Below are 25092 nucleotides of genomic sequence, written 5' to 3' on the forward strand. Positions count from 1 at the left end.
ACCATGCGAGCAATCTGGAAGGGCGCCGTGTCGTTCGGGCTGGTGAGCGTGCCCGTGAAGCTGTACGCCGCGACCGAGTCGCACGACGTCTCGTTCCGCCAGGTGCATGCCAAGGACGGCGGCCGGATCAAGTACCAGCGGGTCTGCTCGCTCGACGGCGAGGAGGTCGCGTACGCCGACATCGCCAAGGGCTACGAGACCGAGGACGGCGAGATGGTCATCCTCAGCGACGACGACATGGCCGAGCTGCCGTCGACCTCCTCGCGCGAGATCTCGGTCGAGAAGTTCGTGCCGTCCGACCAGATCGACCCGCTGCTCTTCGAGAAGAGCTACTACCTCGAGCCCGAGTCGACCGGCGCGAAGCCCTACTCGCTGCTCCGCCAGGCCCTGCTGGACGCCGACCGGATGGCGGTGGTCACCGTCGCCCTGCGCCAGCGCACCACCGTGGCCGTGCTCCGGGTCCGCGACGACGTGATCGTGCTCCAGACGATGATGTGGCCCGACGAGGTCCGCACACCCGACTTCTCCGTCGAGGCGGGCGAGGTCAAGCCGGCCGAGGTCAAGATGGCCAACATGCTGGTCGAGACCCTCGCCGGCGACTTCGACGCCTCGGAGTTCGAGGACGACTACGCCGGCGCCGTCGAGGCCCTGGTGAAGACCAAGATCGAGGGCGGCGAGGTCAAGCGCACCGCGACCTCGACCAAGTCCTCGGGTGAGGTGGTCGACCTGCTCGCCGCCCTGCAGCGCTCGGTGGACGCAGCCAAGAGCGCGCGCGGGGAGTCGTCGTCGGAGGCCGACGACGAGCCGGCGGCGAAGAAGACCGCGAAGAAGGCTCCGGCCAAGAAGGCCGCCGCCAAGAAGACGGCGAAGAAGGCCCCTGCCCGGAAGGCCGCGGCCAAGAAGGCGAGCTAATCAGGCCGTCCCGACGAGCAGGCAGAACGGGTGTCCCTCGGGGTCGCCGAGGACGTACAACGGCTCGTCGAGCTCGTCGGTGCGGTCGAGCAGCAGCGACGCCCCGAGCTCCTGGGCCCGCCGCCGGTGCCGCTCCAGCTCCTCGACGCTCGGCACCCGGAAGTCGAGGTGCAGCTGCATCGGCACGTCCGCGCTCGGCCACGTCGACCGCGTCAGCGCCGGCTCCTCCTGGAACGCCAGCACCCGACGGCCCCGGGCGTCGACCAGCACCAGCCAGTCTGCGTCGTCCTCGCCGACGGGCACCTCGTCACCCGCCCGGTAGTGCAGCCCCAGCAGCTCGCGGTAGAACTCGGCGAGCCCGCGGACGTCCACGGCGTCGAGCACGGTGTGCATGAGCACCGGGTGGTCGGGCATGTCTGCCTCCCGAGGCGAGCGTCTGGGGTGGGCCGGTGGCTGCGGCGCACGAGACGCACCGACGGGACCAGCCTCTCACCCGGCGGCGACGGTGGCACCTGGACAGACCCGCCGGATCGAGTCGAGGCTGGTCTCAGTCCAGCCGACCACCGGAGGAGCTCCCCATGTCCGACCACCTGCCCGGCCGCCCGATCTGGCTCGAGCTCTACACCGCCGACACGGACGCCGCGAGAGCCTTCTACGGCGGGCTCTTCGGCTGGACGGTGGAGGACTCCGGACCCGAGCTCGGCAACTACGCGCTCTTCCTGCGCGACGGCGCACCGGTCGCAGGGCTCATGCAGAGCAGCGGGGAGACTCCCGACGCCTGGTCGGTCTACCTCGAGAGCGACAACGCGGAGGACACGGTGGCGATGGCTGTCGCCAACGGTGGCCAGGTGATCGTGGAGGCGATGCAGGTCGGCGACCTGGGACACATGGCGATGGTGGCCGACCCCGGCGGGGCGGCCGTCGGGATCTGGCAGCCGGGCGCGCACCCCGGCTTCGCGGCGCTCGGCGAGGAGCACGCACCGGGCTGGTTCGAGGTGCTGAGCAACGACTACGACGCGACCGTGTCCTTCTACCGCAACGCCTTCGGCTGGGACACCCACACCATGAGCGACACCCCCGAGTTCCGCTACACGACGCTCGGGGAGTACGACCACTCCCTCGCCGGCATCATGGCCGCCGACGGTCCGTCGCACTGGAGCGCCTACTTGATGGTGGGCGACGCCGACGACGCGGTGGCCCGTGCCGTGGGGCTCGGCGGCAGCGAGGTCGATGCGCCCGCGGACACGCCGTACGGCCGGCTCGCGACGATCGCCGACCCGAGCGGGGTGCCCTTGAAGCTGATGGGGCCCAACCGGGGCTGACTACCAGCCGGGCAGCACGAGCGCCGTCCACACCAGCAGCGGACCGACGAGCACCACGATGACGCTGTAGGTGAGGATCTGCTTGTAGTAGGTCTGCTCCTCGATCGTGTCCGGCCGGTTGGCCAGCATCAGCGCCCCGTTGGTGGAGAAGGGGCTGACGTCCACGATCGTCGACGACACCGCGAGGGCCGCGACGAAGAAGCCCGCGCTGACGCCGCCGTCGGCGATCAGCGGGATCGAGATCGGGATGATCACCGGCAGCAGCGCCGTGGATGACGCGAACGCCGACACGACGCCACCGACGTAGCAGAGGATCAGCGCGCCGATCACGGCCGCACCAAGCCCGGCCGCCCAGTTGCCGACGAACTCCGGGGAGCCGGCCGTGGTCAGGATGGTCGCGTAGGTGCTGACGCCGGCGACCAGGAGCACCGTCGGCCAGGCGATCTGCTTGACGGTGTCCTTGTTCTGCTGCGGCGCGAGGATCGACAGGATCACCGCGGCGGTGATCGCGACGAACCCGATGTTCTTGTCGAGGATCAGCGACACCAGCGCCACCCCGACGAACGCGATCAACGTCAGCACCTGGTCGCGTCGTACGCCGGTCTCCACGGCGACCCCGGTGCCGCCACCGGCACCCGCACCGGTCGGCTCGTCGTCCTCCGTCGGGTCGATCCGCCGCGACATCAGCTCGCGGCCGCCGAGGACGACGAAGAGGATCGCGGCCAGGATCGTGTTGACCACCAGGCTCGACAGGAAGATCGTGATCTCGCTGTCGGGCAGGTCGTTCTCCCGCATCACGGAATTGGTGATCGTGCCGTAGATGCTGATCGGCGAGAAGCCGCCCGCCTGGGCCCCGTGCACGACGAACATGCCCATCATCAGCGGGCTGATCCGGTAGCGGCCGGCGAAGCCGAGAGCGATCGGCCCGATGATCGCGCAGGCCGCCGGACTCACCGCGCCGATCGCCGTGAGCAGCGCCGTGACGGCGAACATCACCCACGGGATCAGCGCGACCCGGCCACCGACCCCCTTCACCGCGGATCTGACGATCAGGTCGACCGTGCCGTTGTTGCGCGCGATCGCGAAGAGGTACGTCACCCCGATCAGCGTCAGGATCAGGTCGCCGCTGACGCCGGCGAGGATCTCCTTCTCGTCGAGGTGGAGGGAGTACATCCCGACCAGCCAGGCGGCGACGTACGCCAGGGCTCCCATGTTGATCGGGAGCACCGTGCCGACGACGAACAGTGCGACGAGGGCGATGATCGCCACCCATTCCGGTCCCACGAGGACCCTCCTTCGCGTGCCGCTCGCCGGGTGTCCCGAGTGACCCCGCTCACACGAGCGCCTGATCTAGGGTTACCCGATGCACGGCTGGGAACACATCGCGGTGCTCGCGACCGGCCTGGGGGCGGGCGTGATGACCTCGACCGTGGGCGTGGCGTCGCTGCTCAGCTTCCCGGTGCTGCTCGCCGTCGGGCTCCCTCCCGTCGTCGCCAACGCGTCCAACACCGTGGGGCTGACCCCCGGCGCGATCACCGGCTCCTTCGGCTACCGGGCCGAGCTGCGCGAGCACCCGGTCGTCACGGCCACCGTCATCGGGACGTGCGCGGTCGGCGCGGTCGGTGGGGCCGTGCTGCTGCTCGCGCTGCCGCCGGGGGTCTTCGAGGCGGTCGTGCCGTGGCTCATCCTCGGCACCTGTCTCCTGGTCGGCGCCCAGCCGCGGATCAGCGGCTGGCTCAGGAGGGCTGCGGCCGCCGCCCCCGACGAGCGCACCCGCCTGTCCCCCGCCACGACGTTCTGCTGCACCCTCGTCGGCGGGTACGGCGGCTACTTCGGCGCCGGGTCCGGCGTGATGATGATGGCGGTGCTGGGCTTCGGCTCCCACCTCGACTTCCGGGTCGTCAACGCGCTCAAGACGCTGGCGATCCTGGCCAGCAACCTGGTCGCCAGCGTCATCTTCATCGTCGCCGCCGAGCTCGACTGGGCGGCGATCGTGCTCCTCGCCGCAGGCTCGGTCGTCGGCGGGTACGCCGGCGCGCGCATCGGTCGCCGGCTCGACCCGACGCTGCTCCGCGGCCTGATCGTCGTGGTCGGCGTCAGCGCCGCGGTCGTGATGCTGGTGTAGCCCCGGTCAGGCAGCGACCAGCGGCCAGCATCGCGTCATGCGGCGACCCTAGCCCGACGCCAGCAGCCCCCGGACGACCCGCAGCCCGACCGAGAGCCGGGCCAGGTCGGTGTGGTCCTCGGCGCAGATCTCGTCGAGCGTGGCGGTCGCCCGCGGCACGACGACGGCCTCGGCCTCCTCCCAGGCGGCGATCCGCGCGGCCGCGGACTCATCGGACGAGGTCCGCGCCAGCACCTGCCCGGTCAGCTGCGCGTGCACCGCGTGCAGGTCGTCGCGCAGCGCCGCCCGGGCCATGGTCTGCCAGCGGTCGGCGCGCGGCAGCGACAGGATCCGCTGCACCAGGGCGGGCAGCCCCAGCCGCTCGCCGAGGGTGAAGTGCAGCCGGGCGACCTCACTGGGCTCGAGACCCTCGCGGTTCGCGACCTCGATCACGCCCAGGAGCATGTACGCCGGTGGCAGCACCGCGATCCGCGACGCCAGCTCCGCCGGCACGCCGGCGGTCTCGAGCGAGTCCTTGCGCTCGACGTACGCCGTCAGCTCATGGCCGCTCATCAGCTCCGGCAGCTCGGCCATGGTGCGCTGCACCGGGCCGGAGAACTGCTCGACGGTGCCGGTCGTGTCCAGCGGCGGCCGGCGGTTGTTGACCAGCCAGCGCGACGCCCGCTCGACCAGCGTGCGCATCTCCAGGCGCATCCGGGTCTGCACCGCAGCGTCGAGCCGGTTGTCGAAGGTCGCCAGCTCCCGGCGCAGGTCGAGCGAGCCGAAGATCTCCCGCGCCACGAAGTTGGCCCGGGTCAGCTCGCCCGCGGTCGCACCGGTCTCGCCGGCGAGCCGCGGCCAGTACGTCATGCCCGCGCCGTTGACCAGGTCGTTGCCCACCTGGGTCACGATGATCTCGCGGCGCAGGGGGTGCTGCTCGACCTGCGTCCCGAAGCCGTCGCGCACCTGGGCCGGGAAGTAGGCCCGCAGGTCGAGGTCGAGGTACGGGTCGTCGGGCAGGTCGGAGTCGAGCAGCTCCTGGGCCAGCACGATCTTGGTCCAGGCGAGCAGGACCGAGAGCTCCGGTGCCGTCAGGCCCTCGCCGGCGTCGCCCCGGCGCTTCATCTCCCGCGACGGAGGCAGCCCCTCCAGCTCGCGGTCGAGGAAGCCGTCGCGCTCGAGCCGGCGCATCCACTCCTCGTGGACGTGCAGCATCGACGGCGCGTGGTCGAGGGCGTTGGCGAGCGCGAGGTTCTGCTCGTAGTTGTCGCGCAGCACCAGCTCGGCGACCTCGTCGGTCATCTCGGCGAGCAGGTGGTTGCGCTGCTTCTCGGTCAGGTCTCCGTCCTTGACGACCCGGTCGAGCAGGATCTTGAGGTTGACCTCGTGGTCGGAGGTGTCGACGCCGGCGGAGTTGTCGATGAAGTCGGTGTTCATCCGACCGCCCGTGCCGACCGCACCCTCGCGGGCGTACTCGATGCGTCCGGCCTGGGTCAGCCCGAGGTTGCCGCCCTCGCCGATCGACCGGGCCCGCACCTCGCGACCGTCGACCCGGATCCCGTCGTTCGCCTTGTCGCCGGCCGCCGCGTGCGGCTCGGTCGACGCCTTCACGTAGGTGCCGATGCCGCCGTTCCACAGCAGGTCGACGGGCGCCCTGAGGATCGTGCTCATCAGCTCGGCCGGCGTCATCGTCTGGACGGAGCCGTCGATCCCGAGGGCCGCGCGCACCGGCTCGGTCAGCACGATCTTCTTCAGCGACCGCGAGTAGATCCCGCCGCCCTCGGAGATCAGGTCGTGGTCGTAGTCCTGCCAGCTCGACCGCGGCAGCTCGAAGAGCCGCTTGCGCTCGGCGTACGACGTCGCCGCGTCGGGGGTCGGGTCCAAGAAGATGTCGCGGTGGTCGAAGGCGGCCACCAGGAGGGTCTTCTCGGAGCAGAGCAGGCCGTTGCCGAAGACGTCGCCCGACATGTCACCGATGCCGACGCAGCTGAACTCCTCGGTCTGGCAGTCGATGCCGCGCTCGCGGAAGTGCCGCTGCACCGAGACCCATGCGCCCCGCGCGGTGATCCCCATCGCCTTGTGGTCGTAGCCCACCGAGCCACCGCTCGCGAACGCGTCGCCGAGCCAGAAGCCGTAGTCCTTCGCGACGCCGTTCGCGATGTCGGAGAAGGTCGCCGTGCCCTTGTCGGCGGCGACCACCAGGTAGGCGTCGTCGCCGTCGTGGCGCACGACGTCGCTCGGCGGCACCGTCCGGCCGTCGACCAGGTTGTCGGTGATGTCCAGCAGGCCCGAGATGAAGGTCGTGTAGCAGGCGATGCCCTCGGCCAGCCAGGCGTCGCGGTCGGAGGGGTCGGGCAGCTGCTTGCAGAAGAACGCGCCCTTCGCGCCGACCGGCACGATCACGGTGTTCTTCACCATCTGCGCCTTGACCAGGCCCAGCACCTCGGTGCGGAAGTCGTCGCGACGGTCCGACCAGCGCAGGCCGCCGCGCGCGACGGCGCCGAAGCGCAGGTGCGAGCCCTCGACCCGGGGCGAGTAGACGAAGATCTCGTACTTGGGGCGAGGTGCGGGCAGGTCGGGGATCAGGTCCGGCTCGAGCTTGATCGAGATGTACGACCGGGGTCCGCCGCCCGCGGCCGGCTGGAAGTAGTTGGTGCGCAGCGTCGCCCGGACGTGCGTGAGGTAGGAGCGCAGGATGCGGTCGTGGTCGAGGCTCGCGACGTCATCGAGCGCGCGGGCGATGCGGGCCTCGACGACCGCCTCCCCGTCGTCGGAGGACCGGTCGAGCGTCGGGTCGAACCGCTTCTCGAAGAGCTGCACCAGCAGTCGGGTGATGTCGACGTTGTTGCGCAGCGCCTCCTCGATGTAGTCGAGCGCGAACGGCGAGCCGCCCTGACGCATGTACTTCGCGTACGCCCGCAGCAGCGTCGCCTGCCGCCAGGTCAGCCCCGCCGACAGCACCAGCGCGTTGAAGCCGTCGATCTCGTTGTAGCCCTCCCACACCGCTCGGATCGCGTCCTGGAAGAGCTCGCGGGCGTTGTCGGGCAGGCCGCCGGCGTACCGCAGGCCGAACTCGTAGATGTACGTCGGGCGGTCCAGGCCGTCGAGCTCGTAGGGGCGCTCGTCGACGACCTCGACGCCCATCGACGACAGCATCGGCAGCACCTGCGACAGCGAGAGCGGCGGCCCGATCCGGAAGACCTTGAGCCGCGCCTCGCCGCGTCCGGCGTCGAGGTCCTCGTAGAGCGACAGGTCGATCCCGGCGTCGCCCGCCGGGACCTGCATCGACTCGAGCCGTCCGAGGTCGACCGAGGCGACGCGGGGCGCGAAGTCCTCCTTGTACGCCTCCGGGAAGGACGCGTGGTAGCGCCGGGCCAGGCGGGCGCCGACCTCCTCGCCGTACGCCGCGATGACGGCGCTCGTGAAGTCGTCGCGCCACGACCGGGAGGCCTCGGCCATCCGGCGCTCCAGGTCGGCGGTGTCGACCTCCTGGATCGCGGAGCCCTTGGGCGGGTGCACGACGAAGTGGACCCGCGCGGTCGTCGACTCGGTGAGCCGGACCGTGAACTCGACGGACTCGCCGCCGAGCCGGTCGCGGAGGATCTCGGAGAAGCGCTCACGGACCGTGGTGTTGTAGCGGTCGCGAGGGAGGTAGACCAGCACCGAGACGTAGCGGCCGTAGGTGTCACGGCGGATGAAGAGCCGCAGCTGGCGACGCTCGCGGGCGTGCATGGCCTGCTCGGCCATCGGCGCGAGCTCGTCGACCGTCGTGTGGAAGAGCTCGTCGCGCGGATAGGTCTCGAGCGTGTCCAGCAGCGCCTTGCCGTCGTGGCTCTCGGGGGAGAACCCGATGCGCTTCAGCACGGCGACGGCTCGCTCGCGCAGCAGCGGGATCCGGGTCAGCGACTCGGTGTACGCCGCGCTCGAGTAGAGGCCGAGGAAGCGGCGCTCGCCGACCACCTCGCCGTTCTCGAACTTCTTGACGCCGACGTAGTCGAGGTACGCCGGGCGGTGCACGGTCGAGCGCGAGTTGGCCTTGGTCAGCACCAGCACGGTCTTCTCGCGGGCCTTCGCCGCCGCGGCGGCCGGCAGCCGTCCGGAGGTGGCCGCCATGTCCTGGTCGGCGCGCAGGATGCCCAGGCCGGTCCCGGCGACGCCCCGCAGGAACTCGTCGTCGCCCTGGGACTCGAGGCGGTACTCGCGGTAGCCGAGGAAGGTGAAGTTGCCCTCGGCCAGCCACTGCATCAGGTCCCGCGCCTGGTGGACCTCGTCGGCCTCGACCCCGGCCGGCGGGGCGGTCGACAGCTCGTGCACGACGTCGGCGACCTGGGCGTTCATCTTGCCCCAGTCCTCGACGGACTCGCGGACGTCGCGCAGCACCCGCTGGATCGACTCCTCGAGCCCCGTGACGTCCTCGTCCTCGGGGATGCGGTCGATCTCGACGTGCATCCACGACTCGCGGACGCCCTCGCCCTCGTCGACCTCGGCGTCGCCGTCGGCGACCGGCCGGACCTCCTGGACCGCACCGGTGATGTCGCGGACGACGTCGAAGAGCGGGTGGATCACCAGGTGCACGTCGTGCAGCTGGCGGGAGAGCTCCATCGTCAGGGAGTCGACGAGGAAGGGCATGTCGTCGACGACGACCTCGACGACCGAGTGGCCGTCCGCCGACCAGCCCTGCTCGCTCGGGCCCGGGGTGAAGACCTTGACCCGCGCAGTGCCCTGGGGCCGGCTGCCCGCGAGCCGGTAGTGCGAGGCGAAGGCGCCGTACACGTCGATGTCGGAGCGCTCGGCGATGTCCTCGACCGCGACCCGCCGGTAGTAGGCGTGCAGCAGCACGTCGACGAGGTCGTGCGGTGGCCCGCCGCTGCCCCTCCCTCCGCGGGCGGCCTCGATGGCCTGGGTGAGGAGAGCGGACTTGTCTACATCGTGCGTCGTCGTTGACACGGCTCCGACACTAGGACGCCGAGGCGCGAGGGGCCAAGGCGGGGGCGGTCGGACGGGTCACAGCGCGCTGCGCAGCTCCCACAGCAGCGGGTAGTACTGCACCGGCAGCCGTGAGCGGAGGTACGTCGCGCCGCTCGACCCGCCGGTCCCGGACTTGGCGCCGATCATCCGCTCCACCATCACCACGTGCCGCGCGCGCCAGCTCGCGGCGAGCTCGTCATGCTGCAGGAGCGCCTCGGCGAGCGCCCACACGACGGCGTGCTGGTCGCGATCGTGCGCGACCGTGCGCAGCGACGCGGTGACCTCCTCGTCGCTGCCGGTGGCGAACCCGGAGGAGTCGAGGACGTGGAGGAAGGCGTCCCACAGCGTCGGCTCGGCCAGCCGCGCATCGAGGTGCTGGCGCTCCAGCTCGGTGATCCCCTTGAAGCGCTGCAGGTACGACGAGTCCTTGGCGCCCGACATGAACTCGAGCTCGCGGAACTGCACCGACTGGAAGCCGCTCGCCGGCGCCAGCTGCTGGCGGAACTCCAGGAAGTCCTGCGGGGTCATCGTCTCCAGGACGTCGACCTGCTGGATCAGCGTCCGCTCGATCACGTGCACCCGTGCAAGCAGGTGCTGGGCCCACCACAGCCGTCCGCCGTCGACCCCGCCGAGCATCGCGTCGCGCGCCGCGGTCACCTCGTGCAGCAGCTGCTTGAACCACAGCTCGTAGACCTGGTGGATCGTGATGAACAGCAGCTCGTCGTGCGCGGGCGGGTCCGACTCGAGGTGCTGGGAGTCCAGCAGCTGCGGCAGCCGGAGGTAGCTGCCGTAGGTGAGCTGCGCGCCCTGCTCGCCAAAGGACACAAAGCTCTCGTCGGTCATGGGTCGAGACTAACGAGGCGTTTCGGTCGGGCCGTTGCCCGGCATGATGGCGCCCATGAGCCTCCGACACGAGCTGACGTACGACGCCACCCCGGCCGAGCAGCGCTCGGGCACCGCCCACCGGGAGGGGCGACGATGAGCACCCAGCTCACGCACACCATGACGTACGACGCACCGCTCGCCGCGGTCAGCGCGATGCTCGACGACCCGGCCTACCGCCACGAGGTCATCGTGGCGCAGGGCTGCACCGACGGCAGCTTCACGATCGAGACCGCCGGCGACGTGACGACGGCCGTCGTCGACCAGGTGCGGCCGGCGGCGGGGCTGCCGTCGTACGCCACCAGGCTCGTGGGCTCGGAGATCAACATCGTGCAGCGCGAGGAGTGGACGTCGGCGGAGTACGCCGACCTCCACGTGTCCATCCCGGGCAAGCCCGGTCAGATGGTCGGGTCGAACACGCTCGTCGAGGACGGCACCACGACGACGGAGACGCTCGAGGTGGCCATCTCCGTCAGCATCCCGCTGGTGGGCGGCAAGGTCGAGAAGCTGATCGCCGACATGCTGCGCAAGGCGCTGCGCGAGGAGGAGAGGGTCGCGCACGCCTACCTGTCGCGCTGAGTCTCGGCGCTCTCCGGGTCGTCCTGCCGACGACGGTGCACGATGACGCCCCCGAGCACCAGGAACGGGCCGAACGCCAGGGCGATCGTCAGCGCCTGCTCGTAGGGGTGCATCGCCCCCATGTGCATCGGGAGGATCACGGTCAGCCCAGGTAGGGGTAGCGGTAGTCGGTGGGCGGCACGAACGTCTCCTTGATCGACCGCGGGCTGGTCCACCGGAGCAGGTTGACCGCGGCACCGGCCTTGTCGTTGGTGCCGGACGCCCGGCCACCGCCGAAGGGCTGCTGACCGACGACGGCGCCGGTGGGCTTGTCGTTGATGTAGAAGTTGCCGGCCGCGAAGCGCAGCTCCGCCTGGGCCCACGCGATCGCCCGGCGGTCCTGGGCGATGATCGAGCCGGTCAGGGCGTACGGCGCGATCGACTCCATCGCGAGCACGACCCGCTCGAAGTCGGCGTCCTCGTAGACGTGGACGGCCAGGATCGGCCCGAAGTACTCGGTCGTGAACATCTCGTCGGTGGGGTCGCCGCCCTCGACCACGGTCGGGCTGACGAAGTAGCCGACCGAGTCGTCGAGCGTGCCGCCCACGAGGATGTCCAGCTTGCGCGAGCGCTTGGCGCGGTCGACGGCCTTCTGGTGCTTGGCGAAGGCCCGGTCGTCGATGACCGCGCCCATGAAGTTGGTGAAGTCGGTCGGGTCGCCGATGGTGATCGACTCGATCTCGGAGAGGAACGAGTCCTTCATCCTCTTCCACACCGAGCGGGCGACGTAGGCCCGCGAGGCGGCCGAGCACTTCTGGCCCTGGAACTCGAAGGCACCGCGGATCATCGCGGTCCGCACGACGTCGGGGTCCGCCGACGGGTGGGCGACGATGAAGTCCTTCCCGCCGGTCTCGCCGACGATGCGCGGGTAGGCGCGGTAGCTCTCGATGTTGTTGCCGACCTCGCGCCACAGGTGCTGGAAGGTCGGCGTCGATCCGGTGAAGTGGATGCCGGCGAGGTCCGGGCTGGCGAGCGCGACCTTGGAGACCTCGAGGCCGTCGCCGGGGAGCATGTTGATGACGCCGGGCGGCATCCCGGCCTCCTCGAGCAGCTCCATCGTCAGCGACGCGGCGAGCTGCTGGGTGGGCGACGGCTTCCAGATCACGGTGTTGCCCATCAGCGCGGGAGCCGTGGGCAGGTTGCCGGCGATCGCGGTGAAGTTGAAGGGCGTGATCGCGTAGACGAAGCCCTCGAGCGGGCGGTGGTCGGTGCGGTTCCAGACGCCGGGGCTGTTGGCGATCGGCTGGTCGGCGAGGATCTCGCGCCCGTAGGTGACGTTGTAGCGCCAGAAGTCGATGAGCTCGCAGGCCGAGTCGATCTCCGCCTGGTACGGCGTCTTCGACTGACCGAGCACGGTGGCCGCGTTGAGGCGCTGGCGCCAGGGACCGGCCAGCAGGTCGGCCGCCTTGAGCAGGACGGCCGCGCGATCGTCGTACGACATCGCGCGCCAGCCGGGCGCGGCGTCGGCCGCGGCCTTGACCGCGGCGCGGGCGTCGGCCTGCGTGGAGTTCTTCAGGACACCCAGCACGTGCTGGTGGTCGTGCGGCTGGACGACCTTGATCTCTTCGCCGCCACCGGCCTTGCGGCGCCCGCCGATGTGCGCCTTGAGGTCCTTCTGCTTCCGCTCCAGCTTCTCGATCTCGACGAGCAGCTCCGCACGCTCGGCAGAGCCGGGCGCATAGTTGAGAACGGTCTCGTTGATCGGGGCGGGAGGAGTGGTGACGGCGTCCATGCTTGCGATGCTCTCACTCCCGGTCGTGGGCCCCAAACCGGTCGCTAGAGGAGGTGCGGGATCTCCGCGATCGCGTACCACCCGAGGTCCTCGTCGGGATCGGCGTCGGCCGGGCGGTCGGCCTCGTCGGCGTGCACCGCGACGATCCGTCGCAGCGGGATCGTCCAGCCCGTCTCCGGCTCCTTCTCCAGCTCGGCCACGACGACGACCCGACGACCGCCGCCGTCCAGCAGCGCGGACGAGGCGTCGGCGGCGGTCATCAGCGCGGCGTACTCCCCCTCCTCGCTGTCGTCGGGGGCGAGCACGGCGTCGTCGGTGACGGTGAGCTCGCCCGAGGAGTGCAGCTCGGCCAGCAGGGCGACGGTGAGCGGGACGTAGACCCGGGTGGTCATGACTTCTCCGGGGTCCGGCGCTTGCGGCGACCGCGCGGTGCACGGTTGCGGCTGGGCGAGGCCGAGTCGACGAGCTCGTCGAGCGCCTCGCGCACGCACTGCCCGATCAGGTCGGCGTCGGGCAGCATCACGCGGTCGGCGTTGAAGCCGTAGAAGACCGACCCGTCGTACGACGTCACGCCGATCGCCAGCGGCCGCCCCTCGAAGAGCGGCGGCACGGGGTAGGTGGCGACCATCCGGGCGCCCGCGGCGTACAGCGGCGCCTGCGGACCCGGGACGTTGGTCACGCAGAGCTGGTAGCCCTTGCGGCGCTCGGCGCCGGCCACCCGCGCTCCCAGGGCGTGGAAGGTCGCCGGAGCGAAGCCGGCCATCCCCGCGAGCCGCGACGCCGGGATGCTGCGGCCGGTCTCCTTGTGGGCGAGGAAGGAGTACGACACCTGGTGCAGCCGCACGAGCGGGCTGGCCTCGCCCACGGGCAGGTCGACGAAGTGCGCGGCGATCTGGCTGCCGAGCGAGGTGGGCTCGAGCTCGTCGTCGATCACCGAGACCGGCACCAGCGCCCGGATCCTCCGGATGCCCCGCATCGACTCCCCCCGGGTCATCAGCCAGGCCCGCAGGCCGCCGGTGATCGCCGCGAGCACCACGTCGTTGACCGTGCCGCCGTGGGCCTCGCGCACCTTGCGGTGGTCGGCGAGGTCGGTCCGGACGGTCACCACGCTGCGCTGCTGCGAGAGCGGCCCGATGATCGGCGAGTCGGAGCGCGGCGTCCGGTTGGTGAGCGCGTCGACGACCCGGCCGGTCGTCCGGGCGCCGGCCGCCGCGCCCCTCACGACGGCGCCGGTCGTCGTCCGCACCGTGTCGACGACCACGTCGGTGTCCGTCGCGGAGTCCTTGACCGCCCCGGCCATCAGCGAGAAGGGCGACAGCGAGCGACGCGGGCGCCAGTCGTCGGAGCCCAGCTCCTTGGGCTCCGCGCTCGTGTCGAGCAGCACCTGACCGAGGTCGACGGTGTCGATGCCGTCGACGAGCACGTTGTGGGACTTGCTGAGCAGCGCGACCTGGCCGTCGGCGAGGCCCTCGATGACGTACACCTCCCACAGCGGCCGGCTGCGGTCGAGCGGGCGCGAGACGATGCGGGAGACCAGCTCGCGGAGCTGGTCGAGGCTGCCGGGACGCGGCAGCGCGGAGCGGCGTACGTGGAAGCCGATGTCGAAGTGCTCGTCGTCCACCCACACCGGGTTGGCGATCCGGCCGGGCACGACCTGGACGCGCTGGCGGTAGCGCGGGACGAAGGAGATCCGGTCCTGCACCAGCTCGACCAGGCGCGGGTAGTCGAAGCCGGAGGCACCGGGCTCGAAGATCTCCACCGTCGCGTTGTGCATCGGCGTGGAGGGCGACTCCTCGGCGAGCAGGGCCACGTCGCGCGGGCGAAGCCGCTCACTCATCCGCTGCCCTTTCGTCTCCGCCGACCTTCCGAGGGGTCGCGCTGCCGGCACTTGGTGCCACGTGGGATTCTGACAGACGTCATCGTCGGTAGGTCCGCCCTGCCCGGAACAGACGGGAAGGATCCACCATGCGTCGTACCCTCGCGGCCGCTGCCGTCGTGCTGGCGACTCTTACCCTCACCACCGCGTGCGGTGACTCGGACAGCCCGTCGGACGCGGGCTCGTCCGACCCGAAGGTCATCACGGTGACCTTCGACGGCGACGCGGTGACCCCGAGCGGCGAGCGGGTGGAGGTCGCCTCGGGTCAGGACATCGAGCTCGACGTGACCGCGGACAAGGCCGGCGAGATCCACGTGCACTCCTCGCCCGAGCAGGAGCTCGAGTACGAGGCCGGCGAGTCCACCGTGACGATCACGGGCATCGACCAGCCGGGCACCGTCGACGTCGAGTCGCACACGCTGGACAAGGTCATCGTCCAGCTCGAAGTGCGCTGACGGCCGGCCGAGGTGTCACCCGACGGCAGCACGCTCGCCCACGGCATCGGCGGCGCCAAGGACCTCCCGATCTCCCCGGAGCTGGCGATCGCGGGAGCGACCGCCGCCCTGGTGATCTCCTTCACCGTCCTGGCGGTCGCCTGGCGCACGCCGCGCTACGACGCCACGACCTCCGGTCGACCCGCGCCGGCCCGGCTGGGCGCGGTCGTCGACTCCACCGGGTGGCGCGTGCTGTGGCGGGTCCTGGGCCTCGCGCTCTTCCTGTACGTCGGGACCGCCGCGATCCTCGGCAAGGACCTGGTGATCAACCCGCTCTTCGGGGTGTTCTACGTGTGGTGGTGGGTGGGACTGGTCCCGCTCTCGCTCCTCCTCGGACCGGTGTGGAAGGCGATCAGCCCGGTCCGCACGATCAACCTGGCCTTCGCGAAGGTCTCCGGCAGTGACCCCGAGCGCGGTGTCTTCACCTACCCCGAGCGGCTCGGACACTGGCCCGCCGTCCTCGGCCTCTTCGCGTTCGTCTGGCTCGAGCTGGTCTACCCGTACTCCACCGAGATCGGGCCGGTGCGGCTCTGGGCGGCGGCGTACGTCGCGGTGATGCTGGTCGGTGGCGCGCTCTTCGGCAACGTCTTCTACGAGCGGGCCGACCCGTTCGAGGTCTACTCCACGCTGGTGTCGCGGATGTCCGCCTGGGGCCGCCGCGACGGCGTGCTCGTGGTCCGCAGCCCGCTCGCCAACCTCGACACCACTCCGGCGCTGCCCGGACTGGTCGGCGTGGTCGCGGTGCTCTTCGGCAGCACGGCCTTCGACTCCTTCAAGGACTCCACGCGCTGGGTGCAGTTCGTCCAGGCCCGCGACGTGTCGCCGTACCTCCTGAACAACCTCGCCCTGCTCACCTTCTGCGTCGGCGTGGGGGCGATCTTCGCGGCCGGCACGATGCTCACCGGTCTCGGCGACGACCTCCAGCGCAGCCAGCTGCCCAACCTCTTCGCGCACTCGGTGGTGCCGATCGTCGTCGGCTACGTCATCGCGCACTACCTGAGCTACCTGGTCGAGGTCGGGCAGCTGACGCTGATCCAGCTGAGCGACCCGCTGAGCAACGGCAGCAACCTGCTGGGCACCGGCAACCTCGACGTGAACTACTGGCTGAGCTATCACCCCACGCTGCTGGCCAACATCAAGGTGCTCGCGGTCGTCACCGGTCACGTGCTCGGCGTGGTCGCCGCGCACGACCGCGCGATCCGGATCCTGCCGCCGCGCCACCAGCTGACCGGTCAGCTGCCGCTGCTCGCGGCGATGATCGCGTTCACCGTCGGCGGGCTCTACCTGCTGTTCGCCGCCTGACAGCTGCTGGCCCCTGCTGGAGGCTGCTACACGGCCGTCGGGCCGGCCGCGATCCCGGCGTGCCACGGCTCGCTGGCGGCGGCCACCAGGTCCTCCTCGACGACGTCGGCGAGGATCACGGCGGCGGCTCGCAGCCGGGTGGCCCGGAAGACGGGGCTGCGCCGTACGGTCGCGCTCGAGACGGCGGTGACCCGGGTGACCATCCGCAGCGCGGACTGACGGCCGGTGACGGCGGCGGTGGCGAGGAACGTGTCGGCGATGCCGTCCCAGTAAAGCTCCGGGCGGGCGATCCACGCCTCCGTCACCGCCCGGACCCGGCGGGCACTGCCCGTGAAGTCGGCGATGCCGTGGAGCACGTCGAGCACCTCGTCGTACGCCGGCCCGAACCCGAGCTCCTCCTCGGGACCGACCAGCTGGCGCAGCGGGCGCATGGTCTCGGTCGCGACCCCCGGCTGGATCCAGCGCTCGAGGTGCAGCACGGTGGCGACGTCACAGAGCGCGTCGACGCCGTTGCGGTGCATCCGCTGCAGGCCGGGCATCAGGTCGAGGTAGTAGCGCACCAGGTTGGCCCGGACCCGGACCTGGCTCACCAGGAGGTCGGGGGGTGCGCCGGCGGGCAGCACGGTCGGGCTGACCGGGCCGCGCATCGTGCCGAGCATCTCGAGCTCGACGCGCGACATCCGCGGCAGCAGCGCGGGGACGACCGAGCCCAGCAGCGGCGACACCGCAGGGGTGCGCCGCCCGTTCGGGTACAGCAGGCGCGCCTCCATCTCGGCGGCCGCCGGCTCCAGGTCATCAAGTTCCCACAGAGGAAGGTTCGGCCGTCGCGGCCCGCGCCTGAGGGATCCGGGCGGGTGGCTTTGTCCCGTCGGCCCTCAGCCGACGGTCGGGAGCAGCCCGTCGGTGAGGCGGGCGACGGCGCGACCGAGGTCGGAGTCCCCCACCTCGACGAGGGTGCGCCCCGAGACCAGGGCGCGGTCGACGGTCGGCTGGTCGTCCGGGAGGAAGTGCACGGCGCTGGGGCGCGCGAACTCCGAGACCATCGCGACGATCTCCCGCTCGGTCCAGCCGAGGGTGGGTCGCATCCGGTTGACCACGACCTGGACGGGACGGCCGCCGCGCCGCTCCCGGAGCTCCACCAGCGCACGCGCCAGTCGGGACAGCCCGACCGGGTCGGCGCCACCGACGACGAGCACGTCGTCCGCCGCGTCCAGCGCGTCCATCGTCATCTGGTTGCGACCCGGCCGGCCGCTCAGGTCGGGCACCGTGTCCTCCTCGATGCTGAAGCCGGTGTCGACCACCACCTCGGCCCCGGTGCTCACCAACGACAGCAGGTGCTCGAGGGTGCCGGCCCGGATCTCGACCCAGCGGTCGGCGCGGGGCAGTCCCGTCACGACGCTCAGGTGCTGGTCGAGCCCACGCTGCACCGAGCCCAGCCGCTGCTCGAGCTGGCCGGCCGCATCGAGGCGGACCGCGGCGAGCAGTCCGGAGACCTCGTCGAGGATCCCGAGCTGCTGCGCGATCGCCCCGCCGTACGGGTCGGCGTCGACGAGCACGACCCGCCGTCGGCGCCGCCCGATCTCGGCGGCGACGGCCGCGGCGAGGGTGGTGCGGCCCGATCCGGCCGGTCCCCAGACGGCGACGACCCGGCCGGCGACCGCCGCGGTGCGCTGGACCGGCGGACCATCCGGAGCCGGCTCGGCGGGACGGCGTACGACGGTCTGCGGCCGGTCGTCGGCGCAGATCGCGTCGGCCAGCGTGTCGAGCCGGTCGTCGGGCACCACCACCGGGATGCCGACCCGTCCTGCGCGCAGCCGGCCCCCGTCGAGCGTGGCCCCGCTGGAGGCGATGGCCACGGCGCGGACGGCGTGCGCGCGGAGGTGGTCGACGGCCGCGCGGTCCAGGCCGGGCGCGTCCAGGCCGACGACCGCCACGTCGGCCTGCCCGGCAGTCGCGGCGGCGAGCAGGTCGTCGACGTCGACGCACCGTTTGAGCACGACGATGCGGGGGTGGTCGCTCATCAACCTGAGCGCCTCGGGCTCCCATGCCGCCCCGGAGGCGACGATCAGGACGACGACCCGCTCCGCCATGCTCAGCCCCGGCGCACCACGGTGAGCAACGGGCTCTCCAGGGAGGCGACCGCCGCGAAGTACGCCGCGGCGTCGTCCTGCGGGACGGCCAGCACCAGCTGACGACGCCCGGTGGCGCCACCGAACCCGTCGTCCGCGCTGGGGGCGTCGACGACGGTCGCCTCGGTCAGCACCGGGCTGCCCGGTGCGGCCGTCTGCTTGGCTCCTCGAGCCGGGTCGCCCACGAGGTAGACGTCCACGACCGACCCGGAGTGCACGGCCGGCGGGACCTGCTCGGACTCGACAGCCACCGGCAGCTCCACCGTGTCGGCCTGCTGGTCGGCAGCACCCACCGCTCCGCGCGGGAGCAGCTCGCCGGCGCCGACCCCGCGGACCAGCCGCAGCTCGCCCGGCAGGGTGTCGTCGACGCGGTAGTAGCCGGCGAGGTCGGAGGACTCGGCGAACCGCACGCGGTGCACCACCAGGTCGTCCTCGCTGAGTGCGGCGCCCGGCCCCGCGTCGGCGGCCACCGCCCACACCGCGACGGTGTCGTCGGCGGCCGCCAGCAGCCGCGCACCGGCCACGACCGAGACGGCGACGATCAGGAGACCCACCCAGAGCCGGAGGTCACGCCACCCCGGCGTCGTGGCCCGTGCCGCCGGCGGCACGGGCGTCGCCGCCCGAGCACCGGCCCGGCGACCGGTGTCCGGGTCGTCGTGCCTGACCCCGAGACTCACGACGACATGATCACCCCTGGGCGCTCGACCGAAACCCGCTCCTCCACAGGCGCGCGAGGCGCCGCGCGGGCCACCCAGCGAGGTGCGACGATGGGACGCATGTCCGCGTCGCCCCGCTTCCTCACGCTCGCCGACGTCGCGGAGGTGCTCAACACCTCCAGCGCGCAGGTCTACGCGCTCGTACGCCGGGGCGAGCTGGCGGCGATCAAGATCGGCGGCCGCGGCCAGTGGCGGGTCGAGGCAGCGCAGCTCGAGGAGTTCATCCAGCGGATGTACTCCGAGACGCGCACCTTCGTCGACGAGCATCCGTTCGTCGACGCCGAGCCCGAGGCGTAGCTGCCCTCAGGCTCAGGCTCAGGCTCAGGCGCAGTCGCGGCAGAGGTCCACGCCCGGAGCGTCGCGCCGGGAGTTGTGCTGCACGAGGAAGCACGACGTACAGGTGAACTCGTCGGCCTGCTTGGGCGTGACCTCGATCGAGAGCGTCTCGTGCGAGAGATCCGCACCGGGCAGCTCATACGTGTCCGCGAGCTCGGCCTCGTCCTCGTCCACCTTGCCCGAGGTCTTATCCTGCTCGCCCGAGGTGAGGCGACGTGCCTCGAGGCTCTCTTCCTTCTGCTCGTCTTCAGTCTTGCGGGACGCGTCGTAGTCCGTAGCCATATGCAGTTCCTTCCGGGGCAGAGCGCGAACCATAGCCCCGTCCGGTGCAACAACCTGCAATCGCGGCGACGTCGACCCGTCCGCAGGCGTGCCGGCGTCGTACTCGAGAGCACCTCAGGCGGCGTACTCGAGAGCAATCTGGCTCAGGTGGATCTCGGCGGTGCTGGTGGGTCGCAGGGTGCTGGGTCGTGGTGTCGGTGGCGCCGACGTGGTGATCTCGTGGCCGGTCGGGAGGATGGTGCGGATGGTGTGGGGCTGTTGAGGTGGTCCGTGGATGGGTCCGGCGGCCCAGCCGGGCGCCTGCTTGGCGTGGTTGCAGTGGGCGCAGAGGCCTTGTCCGTTGGTGGCGGTGGTCGGTCCACCGCGGGAGTGGTCCTGGGCGTGGTCGCGGTGCCGGACGGGTGCGTCGCAGTAGGGAGTGCGGCAGGTGCGGTCGCGGAGCTCGATGAACCGGGCCAGGGCGGTGGGGAACTCCCGGGCGGTGGACTCCATGGTCACCAGGGTGCCGTTGGTGGGCTTCGCGTAGAGCCTGCGGATCGCGGTCATGGAGTCGGGGCTGATGGTGTCGGCGGGGACGGGTCCGTAGCTCTGGAGCCAAGCGGGTTGGTGGTCACCGTCGAGGAGGGCTTGGTCGGAGATCACGACGTTGACGGTGACCGGGACGTTGTCGGCGTGGGCGAGTCCGGTGATGCGCTCGACGAGGGTGTCGGCCATGACCTGGCCCCGGCTTCTGGGGTCGCCGGTGGATCGGGCGTGTTCGGCGGCTCGGGTGAGGGTGGCCCACACGGCGACGCCTTGGGCGGCGGGCAGCAGGACGGAGAGCCGGGCCATGGTGTCGGGGGCGGGGCGCATGGTGACGTGCCGGTCAGCCTCGGCCCTGGCCCGGCGGTTGACGACCGCTTCGGGGTCGAGGGCGATGACGTGTCGTTGGGTCTCGGCGACCAGGCGTTGGTCGCCCCACCCCTCGAAGGGGTAGGTGCCGTCCGGCCGGCGCGCGCTGATGTGGGCGTCGACGACGGCGCGGTCCTGACGCGAGAGGCAGGAGGTCTCACGGCTGATGAGCGTCGCCCGCCACTCCGACAACTCGCCGGCGGCCATCGCGGCGTGGGTGTGGGGCTGCTCGGTCAGGGCGTGTGCGAGGCCGAGGAGGCGGCGTCCTCTGGCCGGTGACTCGCGTCGGGCGTATCCAATCAGGCCGGCGACGTCGCGGCCCTGCTGGGCGGCAGGGACCCGGGCTGCGGCGTGACGGGCGCGGACGGCCTGGTCGAGGCGCACGGTGACGGTGGCCTGGGCGGCGCACAGCGTGGCTTTGACGTCCTCGAACAGCCGGAGGGTGTCGACCAGCTCGCGTTCGGAGAGCTCGGACTGAAGCGGTGCGAGCAGCTGCTCGAGGCCCTGGCGCGCGGCCGCGGTCGGCACCGTACGAGGCGCGTCAGGTGCGGAGTGCTGGGCCATGTCTCATTGTATCGAACGTGTGTTCGAACCGCAATGGTCCAAGCGCGGGTTCCGTGCCTCCCCCGTGGTCGAACAGCGAACGTCGTCGAGACCCGGCCCGCGACCAACCCGGTGGTCGAGCAGCGAGCGCCAGCGAGCGCCGTCGAGACCCCCTCGGCGTACGCGCGTTTTCCACCCCATTGCGCGCAGAACGACGATCCGCGGGCCGCCGTCGGCCTTCCGGGGTTTCGAGGCTCGGGCCCGGCGGCCCTCACACCTCAACCACCGGTGCGCCGTACGCCTTCTCCGCCTGTTGGCGCGCGACAACCGCCCGGCCGCAGGCCGCGCTCGGCCTTCCGGGGTTTCGAGGCTCGGGCCTGGCGGCCCTCACACCTCAACCACCGGTGGGCCGTACGCCTTCTCCGCCTGTTGGCGCGCGACAACCGCCCGGCCGCAGGCCGCGCTCGGCCTTCCGGGGTTTCGAGGCTCGGGCCTGGCGGCCCTCACACCTCAACCACCGGGGGGCTCAGGCCCGGGAGGCCGACCGGGGCCCCAGCTCGCCGTACCCGCCCTCGCTGCCTGTCGGCCTGCATCAACCGCCCGGCCGCAGGCCTCCGTCGGCCTTCCGGGGTTTCGAGGCTCGGGCCTGGCGGCCCTCACACCTCAACCACCGGAACGCCCGGCCCCGGCAGCCCTCACCCACACCCGGCGCCGGTGGGGCTAGCCGACCTCGCCGTCGAGCTTCAGGGTGACGGTGCGCTCGTCGCCGTCGCGGACGACGGTGAACTTCACGGTCTCGCCGGGCTGGTGGGTGCGGATGGCGACGATCAGGGCGATGCCGTCGGTGACGCGGGCACCGTCGACCTCGGTGATCAGGTCGCCCTTGAGGAGGCCACCGTCGGCGGCCGGGGTGCCGGAGCCGACGGAGTCGACGGTCGCGCCGGTGCCGTCGGACTCACCGGTCTGCACCTTGGCGCCGATGATCGGGTAGCGCGCCTTGCCGGTGCGCAGGATCTGGTCGGCGGTGATCTTCACCTGCTCGATCGGGATCGCGAAGCCGACGCCGATGCTGCCGGACTCACCCCCGATGGAGCCGCCGGTGGTCGCGATCGCGGAGTTCACGCCGACGACCTGGGCCTGCAGGTTGACCAGCGGACCACCGGAGTTGCCGGGGTTGATGGCGGCATCGGTCTGGACGGCGTTGATGTACGACGAGTCGTTGCTCGAGTCACCCGTGGTGACCGGGCGGTGCAGCGCGCTCACGATGCCTGCGGTCACCGTGGAGCTCAGCCCGAGCGGCGAGCCGATGGCCACCACGCCCTCACCGACCACGAGCCGGCGCGAGGTGCCCAGGGCAGCGGGCGAGAGCCCGCGCGCCTTCGGGACGTAGAGGACGGCCAGGTCGTAGACGGGGCTGCGCCCCACGATCGTGGCCTTGTAGCGGTTGCCGTCCTGGTCGACGACCTGGATCGGGCCGTCGTCCTTCGCAGCATCGGAGACGACGTGGTTGTTGGTGATCACGTGGCCCTGCCGGTCGAGCACGAACCCCGAGCCGGTCGCGCCGCCTGCCTTGCCGTCGTACTCCGCGATGATCTGCACCGTGCTCGGCAGCATCTTCTGGGCGACGGCCGCGATCGAGCCGTTGTCGGCCTCGAGGGGCGGCTCCGAGACGGTGTCCACGTCGTCGAGGCCCCCGCTCACGGTGCCCGCGTCGTCACGGAGGCCCTCGTACGCCGCGCCGCCGACCAGGCCGCCGAGGACGCCGAGCACCAGGGCCAGGACGCACACGACCGGCCAGAGCCAGCCGGGCACCCGGCTGCGCCCAGCGGGCGGGCGGTTCGGCGGGGGCGGCTGCGCGCCGAAGGGGGTCGGCTGCTGCCACCCGACGTACGGCGGCGGCTGCGTCGTCGGCGGCACCCAGCTCGGCGCGGGGCCGGCCGGCGGCGGGGGCGCGACCGGGAGGGGCTGGGTCGGCTCGGCGCCGGACGGAGGGGCGTCGTCGTGGCTCACGACACCATCATGTCCCGTGACCCGAAGGCTCATGCCTCCTGGGCTACTTGCGGGGGGTCGCTGAGACCGACGAGCGGAGCAGGTGCGGGTCGCTGGTCGCCGGAACCCGGGGAGCCTGACTCTGGTTGATCGAGGCGGGGGCGCGCCGGTCGTTGGTGGGCGCGTCGGCCGGCGCGAACCCGAGCGCGAGCACGCCCACGACCGCCGCGCCGACGGCGCCGCCACCGAGCGCGACCAGGCCGACCTGACGCCGGCGGTGGTCGCGGTCGCTCGTGAGGAAATCGTCGTCGGGCGTGGCCGGGAGGGCACCCAGCAGGGAGCCCTTCAGGCTGTCGGAGGCGCTGGTGGGACCGAAGGACAGCCCGGCCAGGCTGGTCTTCACCCAGCCCTCGCGCTCGACCAGGTCACGGCAGGCGTGACAGGTGTGCACGTGCGCCCACGCCCGCTCGGTGTCGTCGGCGGAGAGCCGCCCGTCGAGCAGGGCGCTGACCTTCGTGCCGAGGTGTCCGACCGGTCCGATCACTGCACCGACCCCCAGCCCGAGAGCAGCTGGCCCGAGGCGGGGCCGGCGTACCGGACCCGGCCGGCGCTGGGCGCGCGGTGGGCCAGCGCGGTGCGGAGCATGGCGCGGCCCCGGTGGATGCGCGAGCGGACGGTGCCGAGCTTGGTGCCGAGGATCTCGGCGATCTCCTCGTACGTCAGACCCTCGACGTCGCACAGCACGACGGCCGCGCGGAAGTCGGGGGGCAAGGTCGCGAGCGCCTGCTCGATGTCGTCGTCGAAGGTGCGGTCGACGTACGCCAGGTCGGGCGTCGGCGCCGCCGAGGTGATCCGCTCGGCGCGCTCGTCGGAGAGGGCGTCGAAGCGGATCCGCTGCTTGCGGCGGGCCTGGTCGAGGAAGAGGTTGGTGGTGATGCGGTGCAGCCAGCCCTCGAACGTCCCCGGGGTGTAGGTGGACAGCGAGCGGAAGACGCGGACGAACACCTCCTGGGTGAGGTCCTCGGCGTCGTGCCGGTTGCCGGTCAGGCGGTAGGAGAGCCGGTAGACCCGGTCGGAGTGGCGCTCGACGATCTCCTCCCAGGTGGGCACGCCCTCGGTGGGACCCTCGACCACCCGGTCCTGGGGAACGTCCACCGGAGCCTCCTCGACTCGCTTGCCACGCTTGCGCGTATCCGGGAACAACGCCTTGCCTTTCGTCACCGTAGGGACACGTACTGAGAGAATCCTGTGAGGCCAGTGTCCTCGTGCCGGGCTCGATGGGGAGAACGAGCGAGCCGCGGCCGGTGTTCCCGCCCGCGGCGTCGCTGTCGCGATACGTTGGGCCGGTGAAGCCTCCCAGCTGGTCGTACGCCGAAGAGTTCGTCGATGAGGACGAGGTCGTTGCCGCCGCCCGCGCTCGGGCGGTCGAGGTCGGCGTGACGCCGATCGGCTCCGGTGGCGGCGCGGCACTGCGCTTCCTGGCCTCGGTCCTCGACGCCCGCGCGGTGGTCGAGATCGGCACCGGCACCGGCGTCTCGGGGCTCTGGCTGCTGCGCGGCATGCGCGCCGACGGCGTGCTGACGACCGTCGACATCGAGACCGAGCACCAGCGCCTGGCCCGGCAGTCCTTCACCGAGGCCGGCTTCGCCAACCAGCGGGCCCGCACCATCTCCGGTGCCGCGCTCGACGTGCTGCCCCGGCTGACCGACGGCCACTACGACCTGGTCTTCTGCGACGGGGACAAGCGCGAGTACTCCGCCTACCTCGCCGAGGCGCTGCGCCTGCTGCGACCCGGCGGGGTCGTGGCCTTCGACAACGCCCTGTGGCACGACCGGGTCGCCGACCCGGCCCAGCGCGACGAGGAGACGGTCGCGATCCGCGACCTCGGGCGCGAGGTGGCCGAGCACGCGGGCCTGGTGCCGTTGCTGCTGCCCGTCGGAGACGGGCTGCTGGTCGCGAAGAAGGAGTGGAGCCCGGACGCCGAGTAGGCGCACGC

The 25092-nt window shown here is 71.7% G+C and carries 24 protein-coding genes; 8 read left to right on the forward strand and 16 right to left on the reverse strand.

Annotated features, from left to right (window positions below; all coding sequences use genetic code 11):
• Positions 1-3: 3 nt before the first annotated feature.
• Entirely contained in the window at positions 4-912 is a 909-nt protein-coding gene (ku, locus tag N542_RS0105150; protein ID WP_028643005.1) for a non-homologous end joining protein Ku, read from the forward strand.
• On the opposite strand, the gene N542_RS0105155 is transcribed toward ku, so the two are convergent.
• Positions 913-1326, reverse strand: coding sequence for a VOC family protein (locus N542_RS0105155; RefSeq protein WP_028643006.1), 414 nt, complete (start codon positions 1324-1326; stop codon positions 913-915).
• Between the two features lie 164 nt (positions 1327-1490).
• Here N542_RS0105155 and N542_RS0105160 point away from each other — a divergent pair, with 164 nt between their 5' ends.
• Positions 1491-2234, forward strand: a complete 744-nt coding sequence (locus tag N542_RS0105160) for a VOC family protein (RefSeq protein WP_028643007.1) — start codon at positions 1491-1493, stop codon at positions 2232-2234.
• Here the strand turns inward: N542_RS0105160 and N542_RS0105165 are convergent, their stop codons facing one another.
• Positions 2235-3518 carry an SLC13 family permease gene (locus tag N542_RS0105165; RefSeq protein ID WP_028643008.1) on the reverse strand — a complete coding sequence of 428 codons (1284 nt, stop codon included), beginning with the start codon at positions 3516-3518 and terminating at the stop codon, positions 2235-2237. It abuts the gene before it with no gap.
• A gap of 79 nt (positions 3519-3597) precedes the next feature.
• On the opposite strand from N542_RS0105165, the gene N542_RS0105170 reads away from it, so the two are divergent.
• A complete protein-coding gene (locus tag N542_RS0105170; protein ID WP_028643009.1) occupies positions 3598-4359 on the forward strand; it encodes a sulfite exporter TauE/SafE family protein in 762 nt (253 codons plus the stop codon).
• 48 nt (positions 4360-4407) lie between these two features.
• Here the strand turns inward: N542_RS0105170 and N542_RS0105175 are convergent, their stop codons facing one another.
• The gene (locus N542_RS0105175; RefSeq protein WP_028643010.1) at positions 4408-9285 is read right to left on the reverse strand and encodes an NAD-glutamate dehydrogenase; all 4878 of its coding nucleotides are present in this window, start codon (positions 9283-9285) and stop codon (positions 4408-4410) included.
• Between the two features lie 57 nt (positions 9286-9342).
• Entirely contained in the window at positions 9343-10149 is an 807-nt protein-coding gene (locus N542_RS0105180; RefSeq protein WP_028643011.1) for a tryptophan 2,3-dioxygenase, read from the reverse strand.
• Positions 10150-10284: 135 nt separating this feature from the next.
• Here N542_RS0105180 and N542_RS0105190 point away from each other — a divergent pair, with 135 nt between their 5' ends.
• The gene (locus N542_RS0105190; RefSeq protein WP_028643012.1) at positions 10285-10767 is read left to right on the forward strand and encodes a DUF2505 domain-containing protein; all 483 of its coding nucleotides are present in this window, start codon (positions 10285-10287) and stop codon (positions 10765-10767) included.
• Here N542_RS0105190 and N542_RS27395 read toward each other — a convergent pair.
• Genes N542_RS27395 through N542_RS0105210 form a run of 4 tightly spaced genes read right to left on the reverse strand, consistent with a single transcriptional unit; the run spans position 10752 to position 14375 of the window.
• The gene (locus tag N542_RS27395; RefSeq protein ID WP_155992857.1) at positions 10752-10907 is read right to left on the reverse strand and encodes a hypothetical protein; all 156 of its coding nucleotides are present in this window, start codon (positions 10905-10907) and stop codon (positions 10752-10754) included. The two genes, N542_RS0105190 and N542_RS27395, sit on opposite strands and share 16 nt — an antisense overlap.
• Before the next feature lie 2 nt (positions 10908-10909).
• Positions 10910-12538: an L-glutamate gamma-semialdehyde dehydrogenase gene (gene pruA, locus N542_RS0105200; protein ID WP_028643013.1), complete on the reverse strand. Its 1629-nt coding sequence runs from the start codon at positions 12536-12538 to the stop codon at positions 10910-10912.
• 44 nt (positions 12539-12582) lie between these two features.
• Positions 12583-12930 carry a DUF6912 family protein gene (locus tag N542_RS0105205; protein WP_028643014.1) on the reverse strand — a complete coding sequence of 116 codons (348 nt, stop codon included), beginning with the start codon at positions 12928-12930 and terminating at the stop codon, positions 12583-12585.
• The gene (locus tag N542_RS0105210) at positions 12927-14375 is read right to left on the reverse strand and encodes a WS/DGAT/MGAT family O-acyltransferase (protein ID WP_028643015.1); all 1449 of its coding nucleotides are present in this window, start codon (positions 14373-14375) and stop codon (positions 12927-12929) included. The genes N542_RS0105205 and N542_RS0105210 overlap by 4 nt, the downstream gene beginning before the upstream one ends.
• Positions 14376-14503: 128 nt before the next feature.
• Between N542_RS0105210 and N542_RS0105215 the strand changes: the two genes are divergently transcribed.
• Together N542_RS0105215 and N542_RS0105220 are read left to right on the forward strand one after the other, a co-directional pair.
• Entirely contained in the window at positions 14504-14869 is a 366-nt protein-coding gene (locus tag N542_RS0105215; RefSeq protein WP_028643016.1) for a hypothetical protein, read from the forward strand.
• Between the two features lie 12 nt (positions 14870-14881).
• Positions 14882-16210 carry a hypothetical protein gene (locus tag N542_RS0105220; RefSeq protein WP_028643017.1) on the forward strand — a complete coding sequence of 443 codons (1329 nt, stop codon included), beginning with the start codon at positions 14882-14884 and terminating at the stop codon, positions 16208-16210.
• Between the two features lie 26 nt (positions 16211-16236).
• Here the strand turns inward: N542_RS0105220 and N542_RS0105225 are convergent, their stop codons facing one another.
• From N542_RS0105225 to N542_RS0105235, 3 genes are all read right to left on the reverse strand, one after another.
• On the reverse strand, positions 16237-16980 hold the full coding sequence (locus N542_RS0105225) for a hypothetical protein (protein WP_028643018.1): 744 nt from the start codon (positions 16978-16980) through the stop codon (positions 16237-16239).
• Between the two features lie 105 nt (positions 16981-17085).
• Positions 17086-18300: an AAA family ATPase gene (locus N542_RS23515; RefSeq protein ID WP_051551416.1), complete on the reverse strand. Its 1215-nt coding sequence runs from the start codon at positions 18298-18300 to the stop codon at positions 17086-17088.
• 2 nt (positions 18301-18302) lie between these two features.
• A complete protein-coding gene (locus N542_RS0105235; RefSeq protein ID WP_051551417.1) occupies positions 18303-19016 on the reverse strand; it encodes a hypothetical protein in 714 nt (237 codons plus the stop codon).
• A gap of 99 nt (positions 19017-19115) precedes the next feature.
• On the opposite strand from N542_RS0105235, the gene N542_RS0105240 reads away from it, so the two are divergent.
• Positions 19116-19352, forward strand: coding sequence for a helix-turn-helix domain-containing protein (locus tag N542_RS0105240; RefSeq protein WP_028643020.1), 237 nt, complete (start codon positions 19116-19118; stop codon positions 19350-19352).
• 24 nt (positions 19353-19376) lie between these two features.
• Here the strand turns inward: N542_RS0105240 and N542_RS0105245 are convergent, their stop codons facing one another.
• The 5 genes from N542_RS0105245 to sigE form a co-directional block, all read right to left on the reverse strand.
• Positions 19377-19673: a DUF4193 domain-containing protein gene (locus N542_RS0105245; protein ID WP_028643021.1), complete on the reverse strand. Its 297-nt coding sequence runs from the start codon at positions 19671-19673 to the stop codon at positions 19377-19379.
• Between the two features lie 114 nt (positions 19674-19787).
• Positions 19788-21128, reverse strand: coding sequence for an HNH endonuclease (locus N542_RS0105250; RefSeq protein ID WP_081795027.1), 1341 nt, complete (start codon positions 21126-21128; stop codon positions 19788-19790).
• Between the two features lie 699 nt (positions 21129-21827).
• The gene (locus tag N542_RS23520) at positions 21828-23117 is read right to left on the reverse strand and encodes a S1C family serine protease (RefSeq protein WP_036506515.1); all 1290 of its coding nucleotides are present in this window, start codon (positions 23115-23117) and stop codon (positions 21828-21830) included.
• 43 nt (positions 23118-23160) lie between these two features.
• The gene (locus N542_RS0105260) at positions 23161-23640 is read right to left on the reverse strand and encodes a zf-HC2 domain-containing protein (protein ID WP_028643023.1); all 480 of its coding nucleotides are present in this window, start codon (positions 23638-23640) and stop codon (positions 23161-23163) included.
• Positions 23637-24251 carry an RNA polymerase sigma factor SigE gene (gene sigE / locus N542_RS0105265; protein WP_051551419.1) on the reverse strand — a complete coding sequence of 205 codons (615 nt, stop codon included), beginning with the start codon at positions 24249-24251 and terminating at the stop codon, positions 23637-23639. The genes N542_RS0105260 and sigE overlap by 4 nt, the downstream gene beginning before the upstream one ends.
• A 191-nt stretch (positions 24252-24442) precedes the next feature.
• Between sigE and N542_RS23525 the strand changes: the two genes are divergently transcribed.
• Positions 24443-25084, forward strand: coding sequence for an O-methyltransferase (locus tag N542_RS23525; RefSeq protein WP_036506519.1), 642 nt, complete (start codon positions 24443-24445; stop codon positions 25082-25084).
• Positions 25085-25092: the final 8 nt, after the last annotated feature.

Source organism: Nocardioides sp. URHA0020 (genome assembly GCF_000620705.1).
GTDB lineage: Bacteria > Actinomycetota > Actinomycetes > Propionibacteriales > Nocardioidaceae > Nocardioides.